This window comes from Corynebacterium sp. BF-R-2, from assembly GCF_024586525.1.
GTDB lineage: Bacteria > Actinomycetota > Actinomycetes > Mycobacteriales > Mycobacteriaceae > Corynebacterium > Corynebacterium singulare.
In genome coordinates, this window is the sequence record NZ_JAMFTP010000001.1 from 64,782 (window position 1) to 83,682 (window position 18,901).

Consider the following 18,901-nt stretch of genomic DNA (forward strand, 5'->3'; position numbering starts at 1 on the left):
CGGTTGCGAAGTGTGACCGACGCATCGTGGCCAGTGGGCACCATCGGCGATCCTGCGCCCTCGACCGTTTGGTTAGCCGAGGGCTCCATCCTGCTAAAAGCCCGCTTTCTTGAGGGCATCAGCCATCGAGCCGCCGCCGCGTTCTGAGCGGCCACGGCTGCCGCCCTTGCGGTTCGAGCCACGGCGCGAGTTCTGGGAATTGCCACGGCCACCACCGCTGCCGCCGCGGCGCTTGGGAGCAGGTTGCCCTGGTTCATCGTCGAGGCGCAGCGATAAACCAATACGTTGGCGCTCCACGTCGACCTCCATGACTTTCACCTTGACCACCTGGCCCGAGCGCACGACCTCATGCGGGTCGGAGACGAACTTATGGCTCATGGCGGACACATGGACGAGGCCATCCTGGTGTACACCGACATCGATAAACGCGCCAAACGCCGCCACATTGGTGACGGTCCCCTCCAAAATCATGCCGGGTTTCAAGTCTGAAACCTTGTCCACGCCTTCCTTGAAGGTGGCTGTCTTGAACTCCGGGCGCGGGTCACGGCCTGGTTTGTCCAGCTCCGCGATGATGTCCGTGACGGTCGGAACACCGAACGTGTCATCGGCAAAGTCCGCCGGTGCGAGCTTGGTCAGCACACGCGAATTTCCAATGAGCTCCGAGACACCCAACCCAGTCTTCTCCGCAATGCGCGCCACCACTGGATAGGCCTCCGGGTGCACGGCCGAGGCATCGAGCGGATCCTTACCGCCATTAATGCGCAGGAATCCGGCGGACTGCTCAAAAGCCTTCGGTCCCAGTCGCGGCACCTTCTTGAGCTCCTTACGCGAGGCAAACGTGCCGTTCTCATCACGGTAAGCAACAATGTTGGCGGCAATCGTGGAATTCACACCAGCCACGCGCTCCAGCAACGGCGCGGAGGCAGTGTTGAGATCCACACCAACGCCGTTGACGGCATCTTCGACCACGCCGTCGAGGGTACGAGCCAGCGCAACCTGGTTGACATCGTGCTGGTACTGCCCCACGCCGATGGCCTTCGGGTCAATCTTCACGAGCTCCGCCAGTGGGTCCTGGAGGCGGCGCGCAATGGACACCGCGCCGCGCAGAGAGACGTCCATGTCGGGGAATTCGTCAGCGGCCAGCTGCGATGCTGAGTACACGGACGCGCCGGCCTCCGACACGACCACGGGACTCGGGCGAGTGCCACCTGCTTGCGCGATGAGGTCAGCAACCTCTCCCGCGAGCTTTTCTGTCTCACGTGAGGCGGTGCCGTTTCCGATGGCCATGAGATCGACGGAATGGGCAGCGCTGAGCGACGCCAACTCCCTCACCGCTTCAGCCCACTTCTTCTGCGGCTGGTGCGGGTAGACGATCGTGGTGTCCAGGACCTTTCCTGTGGGGTCGACAACCGCGCACTTCACGCCGTTGCGGTAGCCCGGATCCAAACCCAGAGTGGCGCGCTGCCCTGCCGGGGCAGCCAGCAGCACATCGCGCAAGTTCGTGGCAAAGACTTTGAGTGCGCCTTCCTCGGCCTTCTCTTTGAGGCGCATGCGGACATCAAGGCCCGAGGAGATGGAAAGTTTGGTGCGCCAGCCCCAGTGGACGGCATCGGCAAGCCAGCGCGAGGTGGAAGTATCCAGATCGAATCGGTCTGCGATCAGGCCCTCGTATACAGTATCATCACCGGCATCGAGGTTGAGCTGCAGCACACCTTCGTTCTCGCCGCGCAGCAGCGCCAGGATGCGGTGCGAAGGCAGCTTCTCAAACGGTTCAGAGAACTCGAAGTAATCTTTGAATTTCGCGCCCTCATTCTCTTTACCTTCCACCACGCCGGCTGCCATAGAGCCAGTGGTGTACATGCGCTCGCGCACCTCACCCACTAGGTCGGCGTCAAGCGCGAAACGGTCCACGAGGATTGCCCGCGCGCCGTCCAAAGCTTTCTTGGTCTCCTCAAACCCTTCGGTGAGATACTCCCCCGCCAACTCGGCTGGGTCTGCCGTGGGGTTCTCAATGAGCTTGTCCGTCAGCGGCTCAAGGCCAGCCTCACGAGCGATATCCGCCTTCGTCTTGCGGCGCTTCTTATAGGGCAGGTACAGATCCTCCAGGCGAGCCTTCGTCTCACACCCCGCAATGAGGGCGCGCAGTTCCTCCGTCAGCTTGCCCTGCTCCTCAATCGCAGCAAGGACCGTCTCTTTGCGCTCCTCCAGCTCACGCAGGTACGTGGAGCGCTCCTCGATGACGCGCAACTGGGAATCATCCAGCCCGCCGGTAGCCTCCTTGCGGTATCGGGCGATAAAGGGAACGGTATTACCCTCCGCCATGAGCTTGAGGGCGGCGTCGACGTGCTGTTCTTTGACGCCCAGCTCGCCGGCGATGGTGGCTGCGATGTTCACAAAACCTCTTTTGGGGTCGGGGACAAGACCTCCCTAACCTACACCCCGCCTTGCCACGCACAGGAGGTGCCTAGCCCAAACTCCGTATGGCCAATTTCAGAGGTGCCGTACCACAGCGTATGCGGCGGCAGGCAGTCCGCGACTGCCGCGGTGACCTTCGTCAGCGGCAGGTCCGATGAACCGTTGACGATAACGCGCCACACGTGCTCGCTCACCGGTGGGTGCCCGTTGTTGTCCATGTACTCATTGACCAAAATATTGTCCGGCTCGCAGGTAAAAGACACAATCTCCGCATTAATGTCACGCGGCTCGACGCCCCCTTCACGCAGTGTCTCGGGCATACCTGCCAAGACCTTCTTCCATTCGGCCTCGGTCATGAGAATCGACAGGTCAGTGCTCACGTCCATGATTATCCTCCTTCAGGGCGTCAAGAAATGCACGATCGGCGGTGCTCAACTCAGCCGCTTCCAACAGTTCCGGCCTGCGCTCCCATGTCCGGGCTAAGGACTGCTCACGACGCCACCGGTCCACCTTGGCATGGTCGCCCGAGGTCAGCACCTCCGGCACCGCCAAACCGCGCCACTCGCGAGGCTTGGTATAGCTGGGCCCCTCCAAGAGGCCGTCGGAGAAAGAATCTTCCTCATGGGAGCGCCGGTTTCCCAGCACGCCCGGAATGAGGCGCACCACGGCCTCCGCGATAACCAACACAGCCACTTCCCCACCGATGAGTACATAATCACCGATGGACACCTCCCGCACACGGTAACGCTTGGCGGCATCATCAACCACGCGCTGGTCAATGCCCTCATAGCGCCCACACGCAAACACAATATGTTCCTCCGACGACCACGCCTGTGCGTCGGCCTGCGTAAAAGGCTTACCGGCCGGGGTCGGCACGATGAGCAAGGGCTTGTCCGTGTCCGCATCCTCGGCTGAGTTATACGCGCGCGCCTCGACGCCGTGGATATCGTCGTGACGCGGCTTGCTCAGGTGCGGGAGCGCACTGTCGAGATCGGTGGTGGAGGCGGTGCCGGAGGAGACGTCGTCAAGCGCAGGGCCCCACACCTCGGGCTTCATGACCATCCCGGGACCGCCGCCGTAGGGAGAATCGTCGACAGACTTGTGCACGTCCGTGGCCCACTGACGCAGGTCATGCACGCCGACGGCAAGGGCGCCCTGCTCAATGGCCTTGCCCAACAAGGCATGGCGCAGCGGATCGAGGTACTCGGGGAAAATAGTGACAACGTCAATTCTCATAGGTCGAGCAGCCCCTCCGGCGGCGTGATGGTACAGGTACCAGCTTTAAGGTCAACCTCGGGAACAATCGCCTCCACGAAAGGCACAAGGGCGCTCTTGCCGCTGTTCAGAGACACCTCGAGCAGAGACTGAGTCGGACCATGGGTCACACCTGTAACCTCCCCACTATCCTGGCCATCCAGCATCACGCGCAGCCCCTCAAGCTCATGATCGTAGAAACCATCATCGTCCGGATCCTCGATGGGGGCGGCAAAGAACTGCGTGCCGCGCAGGGAATCCGCAGCCGTGCGATCTGGAATCTCATCAAAGCTGATGAGCAGACGGCCCTTGTGAGGACGCACCGTAGCGATGGTGAGCTCGTGCTCCTTCTTGCCTTGCTTGCCATGCAGAACCTCACCGACGGTATAGCGCGCCTCGGGGGAATCAGTAGTCACTTCGACGGCGACCTCGCCTTTAATGCCGTGGGACTTCACCACGCGACCAATAAGTAGTTCCATGCCTGCTAGCTTAACGGGCTACCCTAGAAAGGTATGACTGAGCTTCCCATCAATGACCTCACCACCTTTGGAGATGCCGCCCACACCGGCTCTGCTCTCACCACACTCAACCTGCTCGATGAGGCCCCTGAGCCAGACCCTCAACGCCCACGGCCGGCGGTCAAGAGAGTCTTGAGTGCAGACGGCGCCAATCTCATCCTCTTTTCCTTTTTGCCCGGCCACCAGCTTCCCGACCATAAGGCAGCACACCCCATCACTGTCCAGGTTGTGCGAGGATCCGTGGCCTTTAGATGTGGAGATAATAAGGAAGAACTGGTCCCTGGACGGATCGTGCACCTGCCAGCCTACGTCCCCCACGCCGTCACGTGCGACAAGGAACCAGCGCTCATGCTGCTCACCATGTTAACACCGAACACTAGCGCGAATGTCTAGACTTTTAGTAATATCATTAGATTGTGAGCAACCCTAAGCCTTACCATCACGGAAACCTGCATGAGGCCATCCTCCGCGAGGCCATCACTCTAGCCCGCGAGGGCGGGCCTCAGGCGGTGACTATCCGGGCCGCGACCCGTGCAGTCGGAGTCTCCCCCACCGCAGCCTACCGCCACTTCAAAGACCAATCCTCGCTTCTCGACTCCGTCGCGGACACCGCCACCGCCGAACTCATCGAGAACCTCAGCGCTGCTTTTCAAGACACCGAGGGCTCCATCGTGGACAAGCTGATGGCGACTGCCTTTGCCTACTTCGACTACGCCCACGATGAGCAGAACTTTTTCGAATGCATGATGGCATCACGTGGTTTCGATATCCCCGCGGGTCTCGCCGCCGCCACCGACGGCCCCGGCGAGGATCCGCGGGTGCGAGCAGCGTTCAACTTTTATGACTACATGGGGCAATACGCTCAGGCTATCGGCCAAGAGCCCGACTGGGAGTTCATGGTGCAGAACTGCCTCGCTGGATGGTCTACGGTCCATGGCTTTACAGTCCTGTGCACAAGCGGCCACCTAGCATCGCTGTCAGATAAGCATAAGCGCGATATCGCGACGTCCGTTTTCGCCGCCGCAATCCGCGGTTTGGAGTTCGAAAACCCCTCGGATCCTTACCTCAACTATCCGAAGAGTTAGAAAATCCCCGCCGACCAGATGGTCGACGGGGAATTTTTTAAGTCGCGAGATTTTTACTCAGCGGACTCTGCAGACTCCTCAGCCTCAGCGGACTCAGACTCTGCTGCCTCTTCCTCGGCCTTAGCAGCCTCAGCAGCAGCGGCCTCCTCGGCAGCCTTCTCAGCGGCAGCCTTAGCCTCAGCCTCTTCCTTGGCCTTGCGCTTCTTCTCGGTGATGGCCTCAATGGTCGGGCCATTGTTAGCCTCAGCCAGAGCAGCGTTGAAGAGGTCCAGCTTGGACGGCTTCTCCTCAGCAACCTTCAGGGTGCCCTCTGCACCCGGCAGGCCCTTGTGCTTCTGCCAGTCACCGGTCACCTTGAGCAGAGCGAGAACCGGCTCGGTCGGCTGTGCGCCAACGCCCAGCCAGTACTGCGCGCGCTCGGAATCGATCTGGATGAGGGACGGCTCCTGCTTCGGCTGGTAGATACCAATGTTCTCGATAGCCTTGCCGGAGCGGCGGGTGCGTGCATCAGCAACGATGACGCGGTACTCAGCGTTGCGGATTTTACCGATACGCTGCAGCTTGATCTTTACAGCCATGTTTTGGCTCCTTTTCTAGTCACCGGGCAGTGCAGACGCGCGCCAGGTTCGGCGCGCCGGTTCAGCCCTTGGATTTATCCTGCGCGTGACATGCCGGCCGTCCGTAGGCGGTGACGGCGTTACGCAGAAATGAAGTTGTCAGTGTCATCCACGCGCGATGCATGGGCAACCCCACTAACCTTAACGATCAGGAAGGAAAATAGGAAATCCGCTTCCCCATCGCTGTATTAGGCCCCACCCCGCGAAAGGGGTAGTCTGTAATGCGGTTATTTCACTGCCGCACATACCTTACTTTATGACTCAACAAGCCCCCTCCAGATTCCGCTACCGCTACGACCTTGACGGCCTGCGTGGCATCGCGATCGCTTTGGTCGTGATTTACCACGTTTTCGTCGGACGCGTTTCCGGTGGCGTGGACGTCTTCCTGCTGCTGTCCGGTTACTTCTTCCTCGGTTCCCAGCTGCGCTACGCCGCCCGCCCCAATGCCTCGCTCAATCCGTGGTGGCCCATCTGGCGTACCATTCGCCGCCTCGTGCCGGCGCTAGTGCTCGTTATCGGCGCAAGCTATATCCTGGTTCGGCTTTTCGCTCCTGAGCTCATGAATACTGAGTTGACCAAGCAGATCACGGCAACGGTGTTCTACTACCAGAACTGGGAGCTCACCCGCCAGGACGCGGATTATGCTGCGGCATCAGCAACCACATCTCCGCTTCAGCACATGTGGTCCATGGCGGTGCAGGGCCAGTTTTACCTCATCGGTATCCTCTTTGCCCTCGGCCTTGCAGCGTTCATGCGTGTGCGCCCAAAGCCGTCCGGCCTCACTCCGCAACGCTTCCCCACCGTGAACTCCATCGCGGGCCCCATCCTCATCGTGGCAACGGTAGCGTCCTTCGCTTACGCCAGCCGCGACGGACTGTTCGGTACCCCGGCGAACTACTACTCCACGTGGTCCCGTGCATGGGAGCTGACACTTGGCGCCGTCCTCGTGATTTATGGCTCGCGGCTGCGGATGCCGCAACACCTGTCGAACCTTGCCACCGCCGTCGGCCTAGCCGCTCTTGCCGGTACGGGCCTCGTCATTTCTGACACGCTAGCTTTCCCCGGACCACTATCTTTGCTGCCAATCGGCGGCGCGGTGCTCATCATCATCGGCTCCGGTGGTTCCTTCTCCCGCGTACTCACCTCGCGGCCATCACGCTGGCTCGGTGACATCGCTTACCCGCTGTACCTGTGGCACTGGCCTCTGCTCATCATCTCCACGGTAGCCCTCGGCCTCGACACGCCACCGTGGTGGCTGGGTGTCATCATCATTGCGGTATCGCTGGGTTTGGCGGATCTGACGCACCGATTCGTCGAGAAGCCCCTGCGTCAGCACCGCAAACGCCCGCTTGCCGACGACCTCCCGGTCCGCCGCGGCCTTGCTGATCTGCGCACCACTACTGGTGCCACACGCGCCGTCGGTGGCGTTGTCGTAGCTGCCTGCACCATCGCGCTCGTTGCTATTCAACCCTTGTGGGCCCGCACCTTGGACGAGGCCGACGCTGAGGTTTTGAACCCGGCACTCTACCCAGGAGCGACCACGTTCCCCCTCAACATCACGCCCCCAGACAACGTAGCGGTCAAACCCGATCCCATTCTGGCGCGTGGCATCACCCCACCAGTGGCGGACAACTGGTGCTTCATCCCAGAAGACCAGCCCACCGACTTCTTCTTCGAGAAACGCAGGGACGGCAAGACGCCGTGCGTCTTCGGTGATATGGACTCCGATGTCGAGGTGTACCTGGTCGGTGGCTCGCACGCCGAGCAGTATTCCTCCGCACTTGACTACTTGGGCCGTGAGATGGGCTTTAAGCTCGTTCCCTTGACCCGTGTAGGCTGCCCAATCGTGTTGGGCGATGAGGTCGATGTGAAGCCTGAATGCGCCGAGTGGAGCAAGCACGTCGTCCAGCGCTTGATCGATGCCGACCCCGCGTTGGTGGTGTCCACCTCCACCCGCCCCGGACAGCCGTTCGGCCACGGCCCCGACGCCGTCCCTCCAGGATACAAAGCCTTCTGGGATGAGCTGGCCAAGCACGAGATTCCCTTCGTAGGTTTCCGCGACAATCCGTGGGGCTTTGACGATGAAGGCAATGGCCGCGAATTTGACGAGTGCTACGTCGCAACCAAGGACTCCCTGGGCTGTGGCATGCGCTTCGAAGAGGTCTACGAGAGCTACGACCCCGCCGCTACAGTTCTCTCCCAGTACAAAAACATGCTGGCTGTTGACACCTCCAAGTGGTTTTGCAATGACGCTGGCGACTGCCCCGTTGTCATCGGCAACGTGATGGTCTACCGCGATATGCACCACTTCACTAAGGCCTTCGCCGATTCCATGATTCCGCTCATCCGGGACATCATCACGCCCATTCTCAACGGTGAAACGGTTCAGCAGGAGGCCCCGGAGATGCCCACGCAGGCCGCTGCGGCCGACACCACCACCGCGGCGCCACCTGCCCCGACCCCGCCGCGGCCAGTCCCCTACCCGATGTATCCGGCGGGCCAGGCAATCTAAGTCAAGCCCGCATACGCACACGGCCCGTGGAGTTTCTCTCCACGGGCCGCTATCGTTCGGACGTTATTTCTTTTTTCCTTGACCGAAGTCAAGGTTGTTGAGGTCGATATTCTCCATGCCCTTCGGCATCTTCATATCACCAAGACCCGGCATTCCGCCGCCCCCCATCTGCTCTTGCATCTTCTGCAGCTCCTCCATGGACGGCATGCCGCCACCCATGCCCGGCATTCCCGGCATACCGCCACCGCCGCCGCGACGCTTCGGCGGCTTGCGCTTGCCGTTCTTGCCCTTGCGGCCCTTGGGCTTCTTCTTTGTTGCCGAGCGGCCACCGCCCATGCCCGGCATGCCAAAGCGGCCCGCCATCTGGCCCATCATCTTCTTGGCTTCAGTAAAGCGCTCGATGAGCTGGTTGACGTCGGAGACGGAGACACCGGAACCGTTAGCGATACGCTTGCGACGCGAAGCGTTGAGAATCTTCGGGTCTTCGCGCTCCTGTGGGGTCATACCACGAATGATGGCTTGAATGCGGTCGAGCTGCTTCTCATCGACCATATCGGCAATCTGGTTCATCTTGTTGCCGCCCGGCATCATCTTGAGCAGGTTGCCCATTGGGCCCAGGTTACGAACCATGAGCATCATGTCCAAGAAGTCATTGAGCGTCATGTCGCCCGAGCCCATCTTCTTGGCGGCTTCTTCCGCCTTGGACTGATCCAGCTTGGACTCCGCCTGCTCAATGAGTGTCAGGAGGTCACCCATGCCCAGGATGCGCGAGGACATGCGCTCCGGGTGGAAGACATCGAAATCCTCGAGCTTTTCACCGGTGGAGGCGAACATGATGGGCTTGCCCGTGACCTCACGGATGGACAGCGCTGCACCACCACGGGCATCACCGTCCAGCTTGGTGAGGACGACACCGGTGAAGTCCACGCCATCACGGAAGGCCTCGGCGGTCTGGACGGCGTCCTGACCAATCATGGAATCGATGACGAAGAGGACTTCGTCGGGGTTGACGGCGTCACGAATATTGCGCGCCTGCGTCATCAAGGTTTCGTCGATGCCGAGGCGGCCGGCGGTATCGATGATGACGATGTCGTGTTGCGTGCGCTTGGCCTCTTCGATGCCGCGCTTGGCGACGTCCACCGGATCACCATGCGAGGTACCCATCTCGTGTTCGAGGGAGTCCAGAGAGGTGCCCGGGTCCGGAGCGAAGACGTCGACGCCGGCGCGCTCACCGACGATCTGCAGCTGCTGCACGGCGCCTGGGCGCTGGAGGTCACAGGCGACGAGCATCGGGGCATGCCCCTTGGAAGCAAGGTGCTTCGAAAGCTTACCGGCGAGGGTGGTTTTACCAGCACCCTGGAGACCCGCAAGCATGATGACGGTCGGCGGGTTCTTCGCCAAGTTGAGGCGGCGGGTTTCACCACCGAGGATCTCAATGAGTTCCTCGTTGACAATCTTGACGACCTGCTGCGCCGGGTTGAGTGCCTCGGACACCTCTGCGCCGGCGGCACGTTCCTTGATGCGCTTGATGAAGCCGCGCACGACGGTGAGCGAGACATCGGCTTCGAGCAGCGCAAGGCGGATCTCGCGCGCGGTGGCATTGATGTCCGCTTCGGTCAGCTTGCCCTTGCCGCGCAGGCCTGACAGGGCTGATTGCAAGCGGTCAGACAAAGACTCAAACACGTCGGAGTGCTCCCTCAACTATCGTCGATAATTTTTAACTCCCCCAGCTTAGCCGTTGACCAGTGCTTGGGTCACATTCCGGACCAGCGCCGCGCGGGGAATCTCTCCGTGTGGGAGAGCATGGAGCACCATCGTCGCACCCGGGGTACTCGTTGAGAGCCACTCGCAGTCCGGCAGCAGTGCCAGCACATGCCCCAATGTTCCGGTGTAGTCGTCGATGCGGATTTCAAAGATTCCCCCGGTCCACATGGCCGTCGCAGGCCCCGGCACAAAGGGCGGCAGCACTGTGTAGGTTCCGGATTTATAGGACTGGATAAGGTGTTCCTCCGCCGTTTCCATGTCAATGGTGCCGTGCAAGGCGCGGACGTCGAATTCGCCAGCGTAGCCTTCGCCGGTGCGGACGAGGCGCGAAGAAACAATGAACCAGCCCAAGGCAGCGATGAGCGCCAGGGGACGCACGGCTTCACGTTGGTAACTGCCGCGCCACACCACGGTGAACGTGTCCTTGTCGGGGTTGTGACGCAGCCCTATCTCACGGTCAACCGACACCAACGGCTTCGTGGGGCGCAGATCATTCAGCTGTGCAAAGGCACGGCCACTGACTGCATCAATGCCGCGGTCAAGACGCCGGTTCCACACGCCTGGTCCGGTCGATTCCGCATCAGCTTTAGCCAAAACAACGAGAAGGGCGAGGGTGAGGTAGTCGTATCGAACTGCTTCCAGGAGTTCGTCTCGGGCGGCGTCGGAAAGCGGGTCCGTGCGCGACACGATCCGAGCGAGCGTCGTGTGTTCAGCGACGACGGTCTTCACGCGAGATCGATCCGCTAGGCCAAGGCGCATCTTCGCTGCTGCCCGGGCAACCATCTCCGCTCCCACCAGCTCGTGCGGGCGCCCATAGCCCTTGCCGATGTCATGGTAGAGCCCCGCCAACAGCAATAAATCTGGCCGCGCCACGGACGTGCGGGCGTTAGCGCACCGCGCGACCGTGAGGATTGAGTGATAATCCACGGTGTGCGCATGAGTGCGCTCGCGCGGCAAGAGTCCACGGATGTGTGACCACTCCGGGACGATGCGCTCCCACAGGCCATGAGTCTCCATCTCCTGAATAAGGCGTGGTGTGTGGACCGGTGAGGACAGAAGGGCGAAGAAGGAGTCGGTAGCCGCAGCCGTCCAGCGATCCGGAAGATCGGGCACCTCGCGCAATTGTTCCCACACTTTGGGGGCAACCGTTCGGCCGGAACGCGCCGCGGCAGCGGCCACACGCAGTAGTAGCCAGGGCTCGGTCAGATCCGCCGTCCGTGCCAGATGAATCTCGCCGTCCACATCGACAACGCCGATATCCAATGGTTTCCGGGAACGCGTGGCGCTGCGTTTGGCCACAAGCCCGCGAGCCGTCGCCAACGCCCGCTCCATCGCCTTATCCACCGCCGCTGCGGCTGTGACCACCGCCGACGACAGCTCATAGCGGTCAGCAAAGCCAAGCTCGTGGGCTATCTCCGCTGCAAACTCTGGATCCAGGACATCGCGGTGGCGGCGCGCGGTGACGTGGAGGAGCGTGCGGACGTCGAGAAGCAATGCTCGCTCCTTCTCAAGCCTTGGGGCGTCCGCAAGGTTTCCCAAGGCCAGCGCACGAATGAACTGGATATCGCGCAGGCCCCCGCGCCCATTTTTGATATCCGGATGAGTCATGGTGGCAAGGGTTCCAGAGCGGCGCCAGCGGGCAATCGCAATATCGACGAAGTCATCGAAATTGCCCTGGAGGAGGCGGCGCCAGGTGGCATAGACCTGCGCACGGGTGGAATCAACCAGCTGCTTATCGCCCGCAACGTACGATAGGTCAAGCTGGGCAAAGCCCGCGGCTGGGTCTGATCCGGCGATAGCGGCGAATTCACTCGGAGTGCGCACCGCATAATCCAGGCGATACTTGGCATCCCAGATGGGATACCAGACCTCCGACACCACATCCTCGGACAGCGTTGTTCCTTCGGGGTGCAGGAGGATGAGATCGAGATCAGAAAAAGGGGTCATGGCGCGGCGGGCAAAGGAGCCCGTAGCGGCGAGGGCACAGCCGGGCGGCACAACCAGAGACTGCGTGAGACGATCGGCCGCCGCGCAGGCCTCCTCGCGCAGCTCGGCGGCAGTAAGCAAGCGCTTAAAGGGCGGCGTCGCCACGCTCGCCGGTACGAACGCGGATCACGTCCTCAACCGGTGTGATCCAGATCTTGCCATCGCCGATTTTTCCGGTATAAGCAGCGTCGACCACCGCAGCCAGGATCTCCTCCACCTGCTCGTCGGAGGTGACGATTTCCAGTTTGACCTTGGGTACAAAGTCGGTTGCGTACTCAGCGCCGCGGTAGACCTCGCTGTGGCCGCGCTGCTGGCCAAAGCCCTGAGTCTCGGTGACTGTGAGTCCGTGGACATTATGTTGTTCCAAGGCCTCGCGGATATCCGGCAGAGTAAACGGCTTGACGATGGCAGTGATGAGCTTCATGAGGTTAATCCTATCCTGTCTACACGTCCTCGTCGGTGCCCTCGACGGTATCTGCGCGCTGATGCATGCGCTTGGCGTATTTCACGTCCGTGACCGTCACACCGTAAATGGAGCGGCCCATGTAGAACGAGCCGACCGAACCAATGATCCACACGCCAAAGCAGGCAATGAGGACACGGACAAGCGACCACAGGGAGAAACCAGTCTCAGCGAAATCCACGACGAGTTTGGCCACGAGCAGCAGCGGTACGGCCAGCCCCACGGTCGGTCCAAGCAAGTTGACTCGGGTGAGGGCGTCAGGGGCGCGCCACAGTGCGACAACCGTTGCGATGACGAGAATCGTCGCGAGAATCAACAGAATGCTGGCGATGATTTCGGCAATGGTCATGATCTACCTCCTGCCCTTCGAAATGATGCGGGCCATCGACAACGTTGGCAGCACGCCGGCGGCAATGCCCGCCAACATGGCGATGTCGTACACAATGGATGCATTGTTCGTCATGGCCCAAGAAAAGTACATGCACATCATGCCGTAAAAGACCATATCGCTCATCACGGTTCGTGTGAGCTCATCGCGGGAACGCAACGCCAACCCGAGGGCTGCGCACACGCAGGCTCCCATGATGAAAACGCACACGAAGACGACCCAATTGAAGGCGCTCCACGAGGCAAAATCAATCATTTCTTGTCATCCTTTCGGGCCTTGGTTGGCACGGCGTGGCGCAGCGGCCACACGGAATATTTTTCAACCTCGTCAGCGGCCAACGGGGTGTCATCCGTCTGTGCAATGTCCGGGGCACGCATGTGACGGCCCAAGGTATCGAGGGTGTACTCGTAGAAGGTCGGAGCCAGCTCCGTCGTGGGACCCTGTCCCGGCACACCATAGTCAGTGCCTTTCACATGTGGGGCAAGGCGCTCTTCCATATCGGCAAGGTCCGCCACGATGCTCGCGGGATCATCACCCATCACGGCTTGGACAAGGACGATGCGCGGCAGGCCCTCCCTGACCGGCTCGCGGAGTCCCAGGGAGAGGGTCCCCGGCGTGGCGGTAATCGAGGAGGTAAACCAGAAGATCTCCCAAGCACTCGTCACGCGCAACGGATAGCGCACGACGACGGGGTGATAGTTGTTCTTTGGTTTAAAGGACTCCATGGCGAGCGAGAAGCCAGCCACGAAGATTTCCTTGATCAACCAGAACGCGTAAATTACTGAGTTCACGGCGGTCTTCATTTAACGGCCCTCCTGGATGGAGTCGATATCGGGTAGGGCTACGGGTTCATCACCCAGCACTGCGTGGGAATAGGCCTCCGTGTCCAGCAGGTCCGCCGAAGCCCCCATGGTGACCTCGATGAGAGGACCCGACAGAAGGAACATGGTCAGCGAACCCAGGATAAGGGCTGCCGAGGGCGCCATGAGTTTCTTGCGGATAACCAGCTCCTTGGGCACTTTCTCCTTCGGCAGGTCCTTGCCCCAGAAGACACGGCGCCAGACGCGCAGCATCGACAGGAAGGCAGCGAAGGACGCAATGATGATGACCGCGATGACGGTCCACGCCCATCCCCCGCCAGTGCGGGCAATCTCGGCCACGATGAGAACCTTGCCCCACATGCCGGAGAACGGTGGGAATCCGACAACGGAGAAGGCACCGGCGGCAAAAATCCAGGCGATGATGGGATCTCGGCGCGCCAAGCCGGACAGCTTGTTGAGACGGCCCGTGCCGTAGGTCTCCTCGATGGCACCCGAGGCCAGGATGAGCGAACCCACCGTCAGCATGTGGTGAATCGTATAGAGAATACCGGCGGCGAGAGCACGCTGCGCGTCGTGCGTGGTGAAGGCCATCATCACGAGAATGAAGGGCATGCCGTTGAGCATCTGGTAGCCCAGGACACGGCGGATGGAGTTCTCTGCCAGACCGCCGAAGGAGCCGACAATCATCGAAATGATCATGACCACAATAATGAGGGTGCCCCAGCGCTCGTCCATATCGAACAGCTGAACCCACAGGCGGTAGAGCATGTACACCGCCACCTTGGTGTGCAGGCCGGAGAAGAGGCCCATGACGGCAGCCGACGTGCCTGGGTAGGTGCGTGGCAGCCAGGACTGGACGGGGAAGACACCAGCCTTGGCTGCAATAGCAATGACAATGATGCCGGCCGCCACGGTCACTGGGCCGTTGCCAGCCGCCGCGCCCTTGAGCGCGCCAAGGTTGACCACACCCGTCACCGAATAGATGTAGCCCACACCGACAACGAGCAGCGTCGACGCAAACAGGTTCACCAACACGAAAGCGCGGCCTGCTGCCAAGCGCGACCACGTTCCGGACATGGTGATAAGGCCATAGGACGGCAGCAGCATGACCTCAATGAACACGAAGAAGTTAAAGAGATCAGCGGTCAACAGGGCTCCGCACACACCGGTAATCAAGATGAGCGTCAGCGAGGGATAGTAGCGAGACTTCGTCTCACCGCCGACGATGGCAAACCAGTTGGCCCCGAAGGCGACGATCATCGTCGTGATGAGCATCAGTGCCGAGAAGGTATCTGCCGCGAAGGCGATACCCGCGTTGCCCACGTAGTTACCCACGCTGTGCGCCACCACGCCGTTGTTCATGGTGTAGAGCAGCAGCGCAAAGGAAGCGAAAATTCCCACGCCCGGAACGATGAGCATGATGGCATCACGCACGCGGTGCCACGGAGCAAGGAGCGCCAGCGCCGCCGATACGAGGGGAACCGCCGGGAAGAGCGGGAGGAGGGCGCTTACGGTGTCATACATCTAGTTGTCCTCCCCGTGTTCGAGTTCCTTCAAACGATCCATCTTGTTAGCCGAGCGCTCCAGAATGTCACGATTCTGCGTGTCACGGCCCAACGTGGAGAAGGCATGGTCAATGGTGTTATCGTCCACCGGCTCGACCACGTCCGTGTCGTCATTGGCGCCCATGGCCGCCAAAGTCAACAGGATGGTCGAGGTCGCCATAGAAATAACAACCGCGGTCAGGACGAAAGCCTGTGGAAGCGGATCTGCCATCTGGTCCATCGGAACCTGCGATGGGAAAGATTCCCCGCGGTAGGAGTACACACCTGTCGCCAACAACATGAGGTTGGCGCCGTGGCCAAAGGCCATCATGCCCAACACAATGTGGACAAGGCTGCGCTGTTGAATGAGGTAGACGGCACTGCCAATAAGCAGCGCGATGGTCAGGGCGAGGATCATGAGTTCTTCTCCTCTTCATCCGGAGTGAAGTGAGGCGAGGACACGCGCTGGCGCGCCTGGGCGTCGTTCAGCAGTGCCTCCGGGTCGGAGGACGGGTTGATGGATTCGGGGTAAGGATCGTCGACGTCGTCAAGCACCACGCGTGGCGTATTCGGCAGCGCCGAATCATCATCGTGAACCCACGGCAAGTAGTCGCGCTCGGTACCTGGACGGAGGTAGCCACCCAAGGCGTTGATGGCCATGCTGAGCATGCCCAGAACAGCGAGGTAAATACCGAGGTCGAAAATGAGTGAGGTGGTCCAATGCTGTCCCAGGGCGTGGCCGTGGATCGCGGTAAGGAAGCCACCATCGTTGTGGGAGGTCGGGATGTAGCCGATGAAGCCCGCCGTCAGCGCAACGATAATGCCGATGCCAGTGAGGTGAATCGGAGTCATGCGGCCAAAGACGATCTCATCCGTACCTCGCGAGAGGTACGTCAGGCCAATAGCCGCACCCATGATAAGAGCTGCCGGGAAGCCACCACCGGTGGCCTGGTGACCGCGGTAGAAAACAATCACCGACAGGACCACCAGAATCGGGATGGTCACCGCGATGCCCTTGCGCAGCGGCACGGAGTTCAGCTGTGACTGGCCAAACGGTGCTGGGCGGGTACCCGAGGTGAATGGGAAGCGCGGCAGCGTCGAGGTCACCGCCGCGATAACGACGGCAGCCATACCAAGCACGGACAGCTCACCCAACGTATCGAGTGCACGGAACTCAACGATGATGGTGGCCACCACGTTGTCGCCACCAGTAATGTCCGGAGCGTTGTTGAGGTACCACATGGCCAAGTCGGAACGCTCGTGGCGGCCCATCAGTGCCCACACGCCGAGGAAAGCCGCGGCACCCGCCAGCACCGAGATAACGATGGCACCCGTCTGGCGGCCCTTGTGGGACACTTGGTGGAATTTCTCCGGCAGGTAGCGGAGCACCATCATCATGACAATGACGGAGAGCGCCTCAACCGTGAACTGGGTCAAAGCGACGTCGGGAGCACCCAGCAGGAACATCTGCAGGGTCACACCGGTACCGGCGGTACCAATCATGACCGCGCCCGTCAGGCGATTCTTCGTACGCACCAGCCCAAACATGGACAGGGCGACGATGCCCAGCGGGAGCAGATCCCACGGATTATCAAGCCCCTCAACGCGCGGGTTAAGGGCAACTCCATCGATGCCGTCGGATACCAGCGTGGCGCCTGTCAGCAAGATGATGAGGAAGACGATCGGCAGGATGAAGAGCGTCGGGTTGTGTGTGTCAGACATGCGGCCAACAAAGCGACCGAACTTGGTGCACACATCCTGAATCCACTTGAGGACATCGTTACCGGTGCGTGGCAGGAACTCGCGCTCCTCCATCCCAGTCCACAGCGGCTTGCGGAAAAGAACGCCTACGACGCCGGCGATAAGCACGAGAACCGAAATCACGAAAGGAACGTTCAGACCGTGCCACAGTGCCAGATGCGTGTGTGCTTCCATGCCGACAGCTGCAACGACGTCATCGAGCGGGCCGTCCAGAACTCCCATGAAGAAAACGACAGGCACGGACATGACACCGGGCAAGGCCGCCGGCAACCATAGGCGAACCGGCGCCTCGTGTGTCGAGGACATGTCACGGGGACCGTCGAAGAAGGCGCCAAAGACAATTTTGGCCGAGTAGGTGAACGTAAAGAAGGCACCGATACCGGCGACAATCAGCAAGACAATCTGGCCCGCCGATCCAATGGGTGCGTCCTCAAAGGCGGTGAGCATACCCTCCTTGGACACGAAGCCGAAGAGCGGCGGCACCGCGGCCATGGAGGCAGCACCAATGAGCATGGAGCCAAAGGTCCATGGCATCTTATTCCACAGCACGCCAAGACGGCGGATGTCACGGGAGCCAGCCTCGTGATCAATCACGCCAATGAGCATGAAAATGGAGGACTTAAACAGGGCGTGCGCCAAGGTGTGAACCAGTGCCGCGGCAATGGCAAAGGGAGTGCCCACACCAATAGTGGCCACAATCCACCCCAGGTGAGACACCGTGGAATACGCCGTGAGCTTCTTGAGGTCGGTCTTCTGTACGGCGAACACAGCCGACATGACGGCAGTTCCCATACCGGCGACGATGAGCAGCCAGTTCCAGGCAGCCACGTCATGGAAGATGGTAGAGAAGCGAATGAGCAGGTAGACACCAGCCTTGACGACGGCCGCCGCATGCAGGAAGGCAGACACCGGCGTCGCCGCAGCCATGGCCTCAGGCAGCCAGAAGTGGAACGGGAACTGTGCCGACTTGGTGAAGGCCGAAAGCGCGATGAGCACGGCCACACCAGTGGTCAGGCCAGGGCGCTGGGCCCAGACATCGGAGGCCAGAATGCCCTCAAGGTTCGTGGTCCCCGCTGCCGTTGCAGCAATAGCCACACCGGACAGCAGCGTCAGGCCACCGACAAAGGTGAGAATCAGCGTGCGCTGCGAACCCGCCTCGCCCGATTTACCGCTGCGCGCAATGAGCATGAAGGACGCCAGCGAGACAAGCTCCCAGGCAAGGAAGAGCACGACGACGTCGTTAGCCAGCACCAGCAGCAAGATAGACAGCGTGAACGCCGTCATCAGCACGTAGAAACTGACGTTTCCTTTGCCTTTGGGCAGATAGGCTGCGGAATAGCTAAACACCACCGCGCCAATGACGAGTGCCAGCATGGCGAAGAAAATACCCAGTGCATCGCCACGGAAGGCGAGGTTGACGTCAACACCAGGCGCGACGACATCGCGAACCCAGGTCACGGAGTAGGACAGTTCTTCGCCGCGGGCAAGGGCAGGAAATTCTCTCGCTAACAGTGCCGCTGCGATAATAAAAATGCCGGCTAACGGATAGCCGGCTGCGCGATCAGCAACTTTGACAGCTACTGGTGCAAGCGCCACTGCGACAGCTGCGAGGATTAGGACATACAAGAGTGTCACGAAAGAGTAGCCTCACGAACCGTTGTTAGGGCTGTTAATTCAGCCTCACATAGACAGGACTGTCCCAGACTACCATTGTGACCTCCCCCTAAGCACATTCTTTATGATCAAAAAAGACCGTAGCACCTCCGCACGAAA

17 protein-coding genes are annotated in these 18,901 nt (G+C 60.7%); 3 read left to right on the plus strand and 14 right to left on the minus strand.

Annotated elements, in window-relative coordinates; translation table 11 throughout:
* Positions 1-93 precede the first annotated feature (93 nt).
* The 4 genes from M5J09_RS00320 to rimM are packed head-to-tail and all read right to left on the minus strand — an operon-like array spanning position 94 to position 4,148.
* Positions 94-2,394 (minus strand): Tex family protein, encoded by a 2,301-nt coding sequence (locus tag M5J09_RS00320; RefSeq protein ID WP_257156605.1) that lies wholly within the window; start codon positions 2,392-2,394, stop codon positions 94-96.
* Between the two features lie 38 nt (positions 2,395-2,432).
* Entirely contained in the window at positions 2,433-2,801 is a 369-nt protein-coding gene (locus M5J09_RS00325) for a hypothetical protein (RefSeq protein WP_257156606.1), read from the minus strand.
* Positions 2,785-3,651: a tRNA (guanosine(37)-N1)-methyltransferase TrmD gene (trmD, locus tag M5J09_RS00330; protein ID WP_257156607.1), complete on the minus strand. Its 867-nt coding sequence runs from the start codon at positions 3,649-3,651 to the stop codon at positions 2,785-2,787. Before trmD ends, M5J09_RS00325 begins: the two co-directional genes overlap by 17 nt.
* A complete protein-coding gene (gene rimM / locus M5J09_RS00335) occupies positions 3,648-4,148 on the minus strand; it encodes a ribosome maturation factor RimM (RefSeq protein ID WP_257156608.1) in 501 nt (166 codons plus the stop codon). The genes trmD and rimM overlap by 4 nt, the downstream gene beginning before the upstream one ends.
* Before the next feature lie 33 nt (positions 4,149-4,181).
* Between rimM and M5J09_RS00340 the strand changes: the two genes are divergently transcribed.
* Both M5J09_RS00340 and M5J09_RS00345 read left to right on the plus strand, forming a co-directional pair.
* Positions 4,182-4,580, plus strand: a complete 399-nt coding sequence (locus M5J09_RS00340; protein ID WP_042531404.1) for a cupin domain-containing protein — start codon at positions 4,182-4,184, stop codon at positions 4,578-4,580.
* A gap of 23 nt (positions 4,581-4,603) precedes the next feature.
* A complete protein-coding gene (locus M5J09_RS00345) occupies positions 4,604-5,272 on the plus strand; it encodes a TetR/AcrR family transcriptional regulator (protein ID WP_257156609.1) in 669 nt (222 codons plus the stop codon).
* Between the two features lie 53 nt (positions 5,273-5,325).
* Here the strand turns inward: M5J09_RS00345 and rpsP are convergent, their stop codons facing one another.
* Positions 5,326-5,850 (minus strand): 30S ribosomal protein S16, encoded by a 525-nt coding sequence (rpsP, locus tag M5J09_RS00350; protein ID WP_042531408.1) that lies wholly within the window; start codon positions 5,848-5,850, stop codon positions 5,326-5,328.
* A gap of 295 nt (positions 5,851-6,145) precedes the next feature.
* Here rpsP and M5J09_RS00355 point away from each other — a divergent pair, with 295 nt between their 5' ends.
* The gene (locus tag M5J09_RS00355) at positions 6,146-8,401 is read left to right on the plus strand and encodes an acyltransferase family protein (RefSeq protein ID WP_257156610.1); all 2,256 of its coding nucleotides are present in this window, start codon (positions 6,146-6,148) and stop codon (positions 8,399-8,401) included.
* Positions 8,402-8,464: 63 nt separating this feature from the next.
* Here M5J09_RS00355 and ffh read toward each other — a convergent pair whose 3' ends face one another.
* From ffh to M5J09_RS00400, 9 genes are read right to left on the minus strand one after another with little or no spacing between them, the layout of a single operon-like run.
* A complete protein-coding gene (ffh, locus tag M5J09_RS00360) occupies positions 8,465-10,084 on the minus strand; it encodes a signal recognition particle protein (RefSeq protein ID WP_144790305.1) in 1,620 nt (539 codons plus the stop codon).
* 48 nt (positions 10,085-10,132) lie between these two features.
* On the minus strand, positions 10,133-12,232 hold the full coding sequence (locus M5J09_RS00365) for a [protein-PII] uridylyltransferase (protein WP_257156690.1): 2,100 nt from the start codon (positions 12,230-12,232) through the stop codon (positions 10,133-10,135).
* A gap of 4 nt (positions 12,233-12,236) precedes the next feature.
* Entirely contained in the window at positions 12,237-12,575 is a 339-nt protein-coding gene (locus M5J09_RS00370) for a P-II family nitrogen regulator (protein WP_042531414.1), read from the minus strand.
* Between the two features lie 19 nt (positions 12,576-12,594).
* On the minus strand, positions 12,595-12,963 hold the full coding sequence (locus M5J09_RS00375; RefSeq protein WP_042531416.1) for a Na+/H+ antiporter subunit G: 369 nt from the start codon (positions 12,961-12,963) through the stop codon (positions 12,595-12,597).
* Positions 12,964-12,966: 3 nt separating this feature from the next.
* The gene (locus M5J09_RS00380; RefSeq protein ID WP_042531417.1) at positions 12,967-13,257 is read right to left on the minus strand and encodes a cation:proton antiporter; all 291 of its coding nucleotides are present in this window, start codon (positions 13,255-13,257) and stop codon (positions 12,967-12,969) included.
* The gene (locus M5J09_RS00385; RefSeq protein WP_042531419.1) at positions 13,254-13,805 is read right to left on the minus strand and encodes a monovalent cation/H+ antiporter subunit E; all 552 of its coding nucleotides are present in this window, start codon (positions 13,803-13,805) and stop codon (positions 13,254-13,256) included. The genes M5J09_RS00380 and M5J09_RS00385 overlap by 4 nt, the downstream gene beginning before the upstream one ends.
* Positions 13,806-15,347, minus strand: coding sequence for a monovalent cation/H+ antiporter subunit D family protein (locus tag M5J09_RS00390; protein ID WP_042531421.1), 1,542 nt, complete (start codon positions 15,345-15,347; stop codon positions 13,806-13,808).
* Positions 15,348-15,785 carry a sodium:proton antiporter gene (locus M5J09_RS00395; protein WP_042531423.1) on the minus strand — a complete coding sequence of 146 codons (438 nt, stop codon included), beginning with the start codon at positions 15,783-15,785 and terminating at the stop codon, positions 15,348-15,350. It abuts the gene before it with no gap.
* The gene (locus M5J09_RS00400) at positions 15,782-18,763 is read right to left on the minus strand and encodes a DUF4040 family protein (protein ID WP_257156611.1); all 2,982 of its coding nucleotides are present in this window, start codon (positions 18,761-18,763) and stop codon (positions 15,782-15,784) included. Before M5J09_RS00400 ends, M5J09_RS00395 begins: the two co-directional genes overlap by 4 nt.
* Positions 18,764-18,901: the final 138 nt, after the last annotated feature.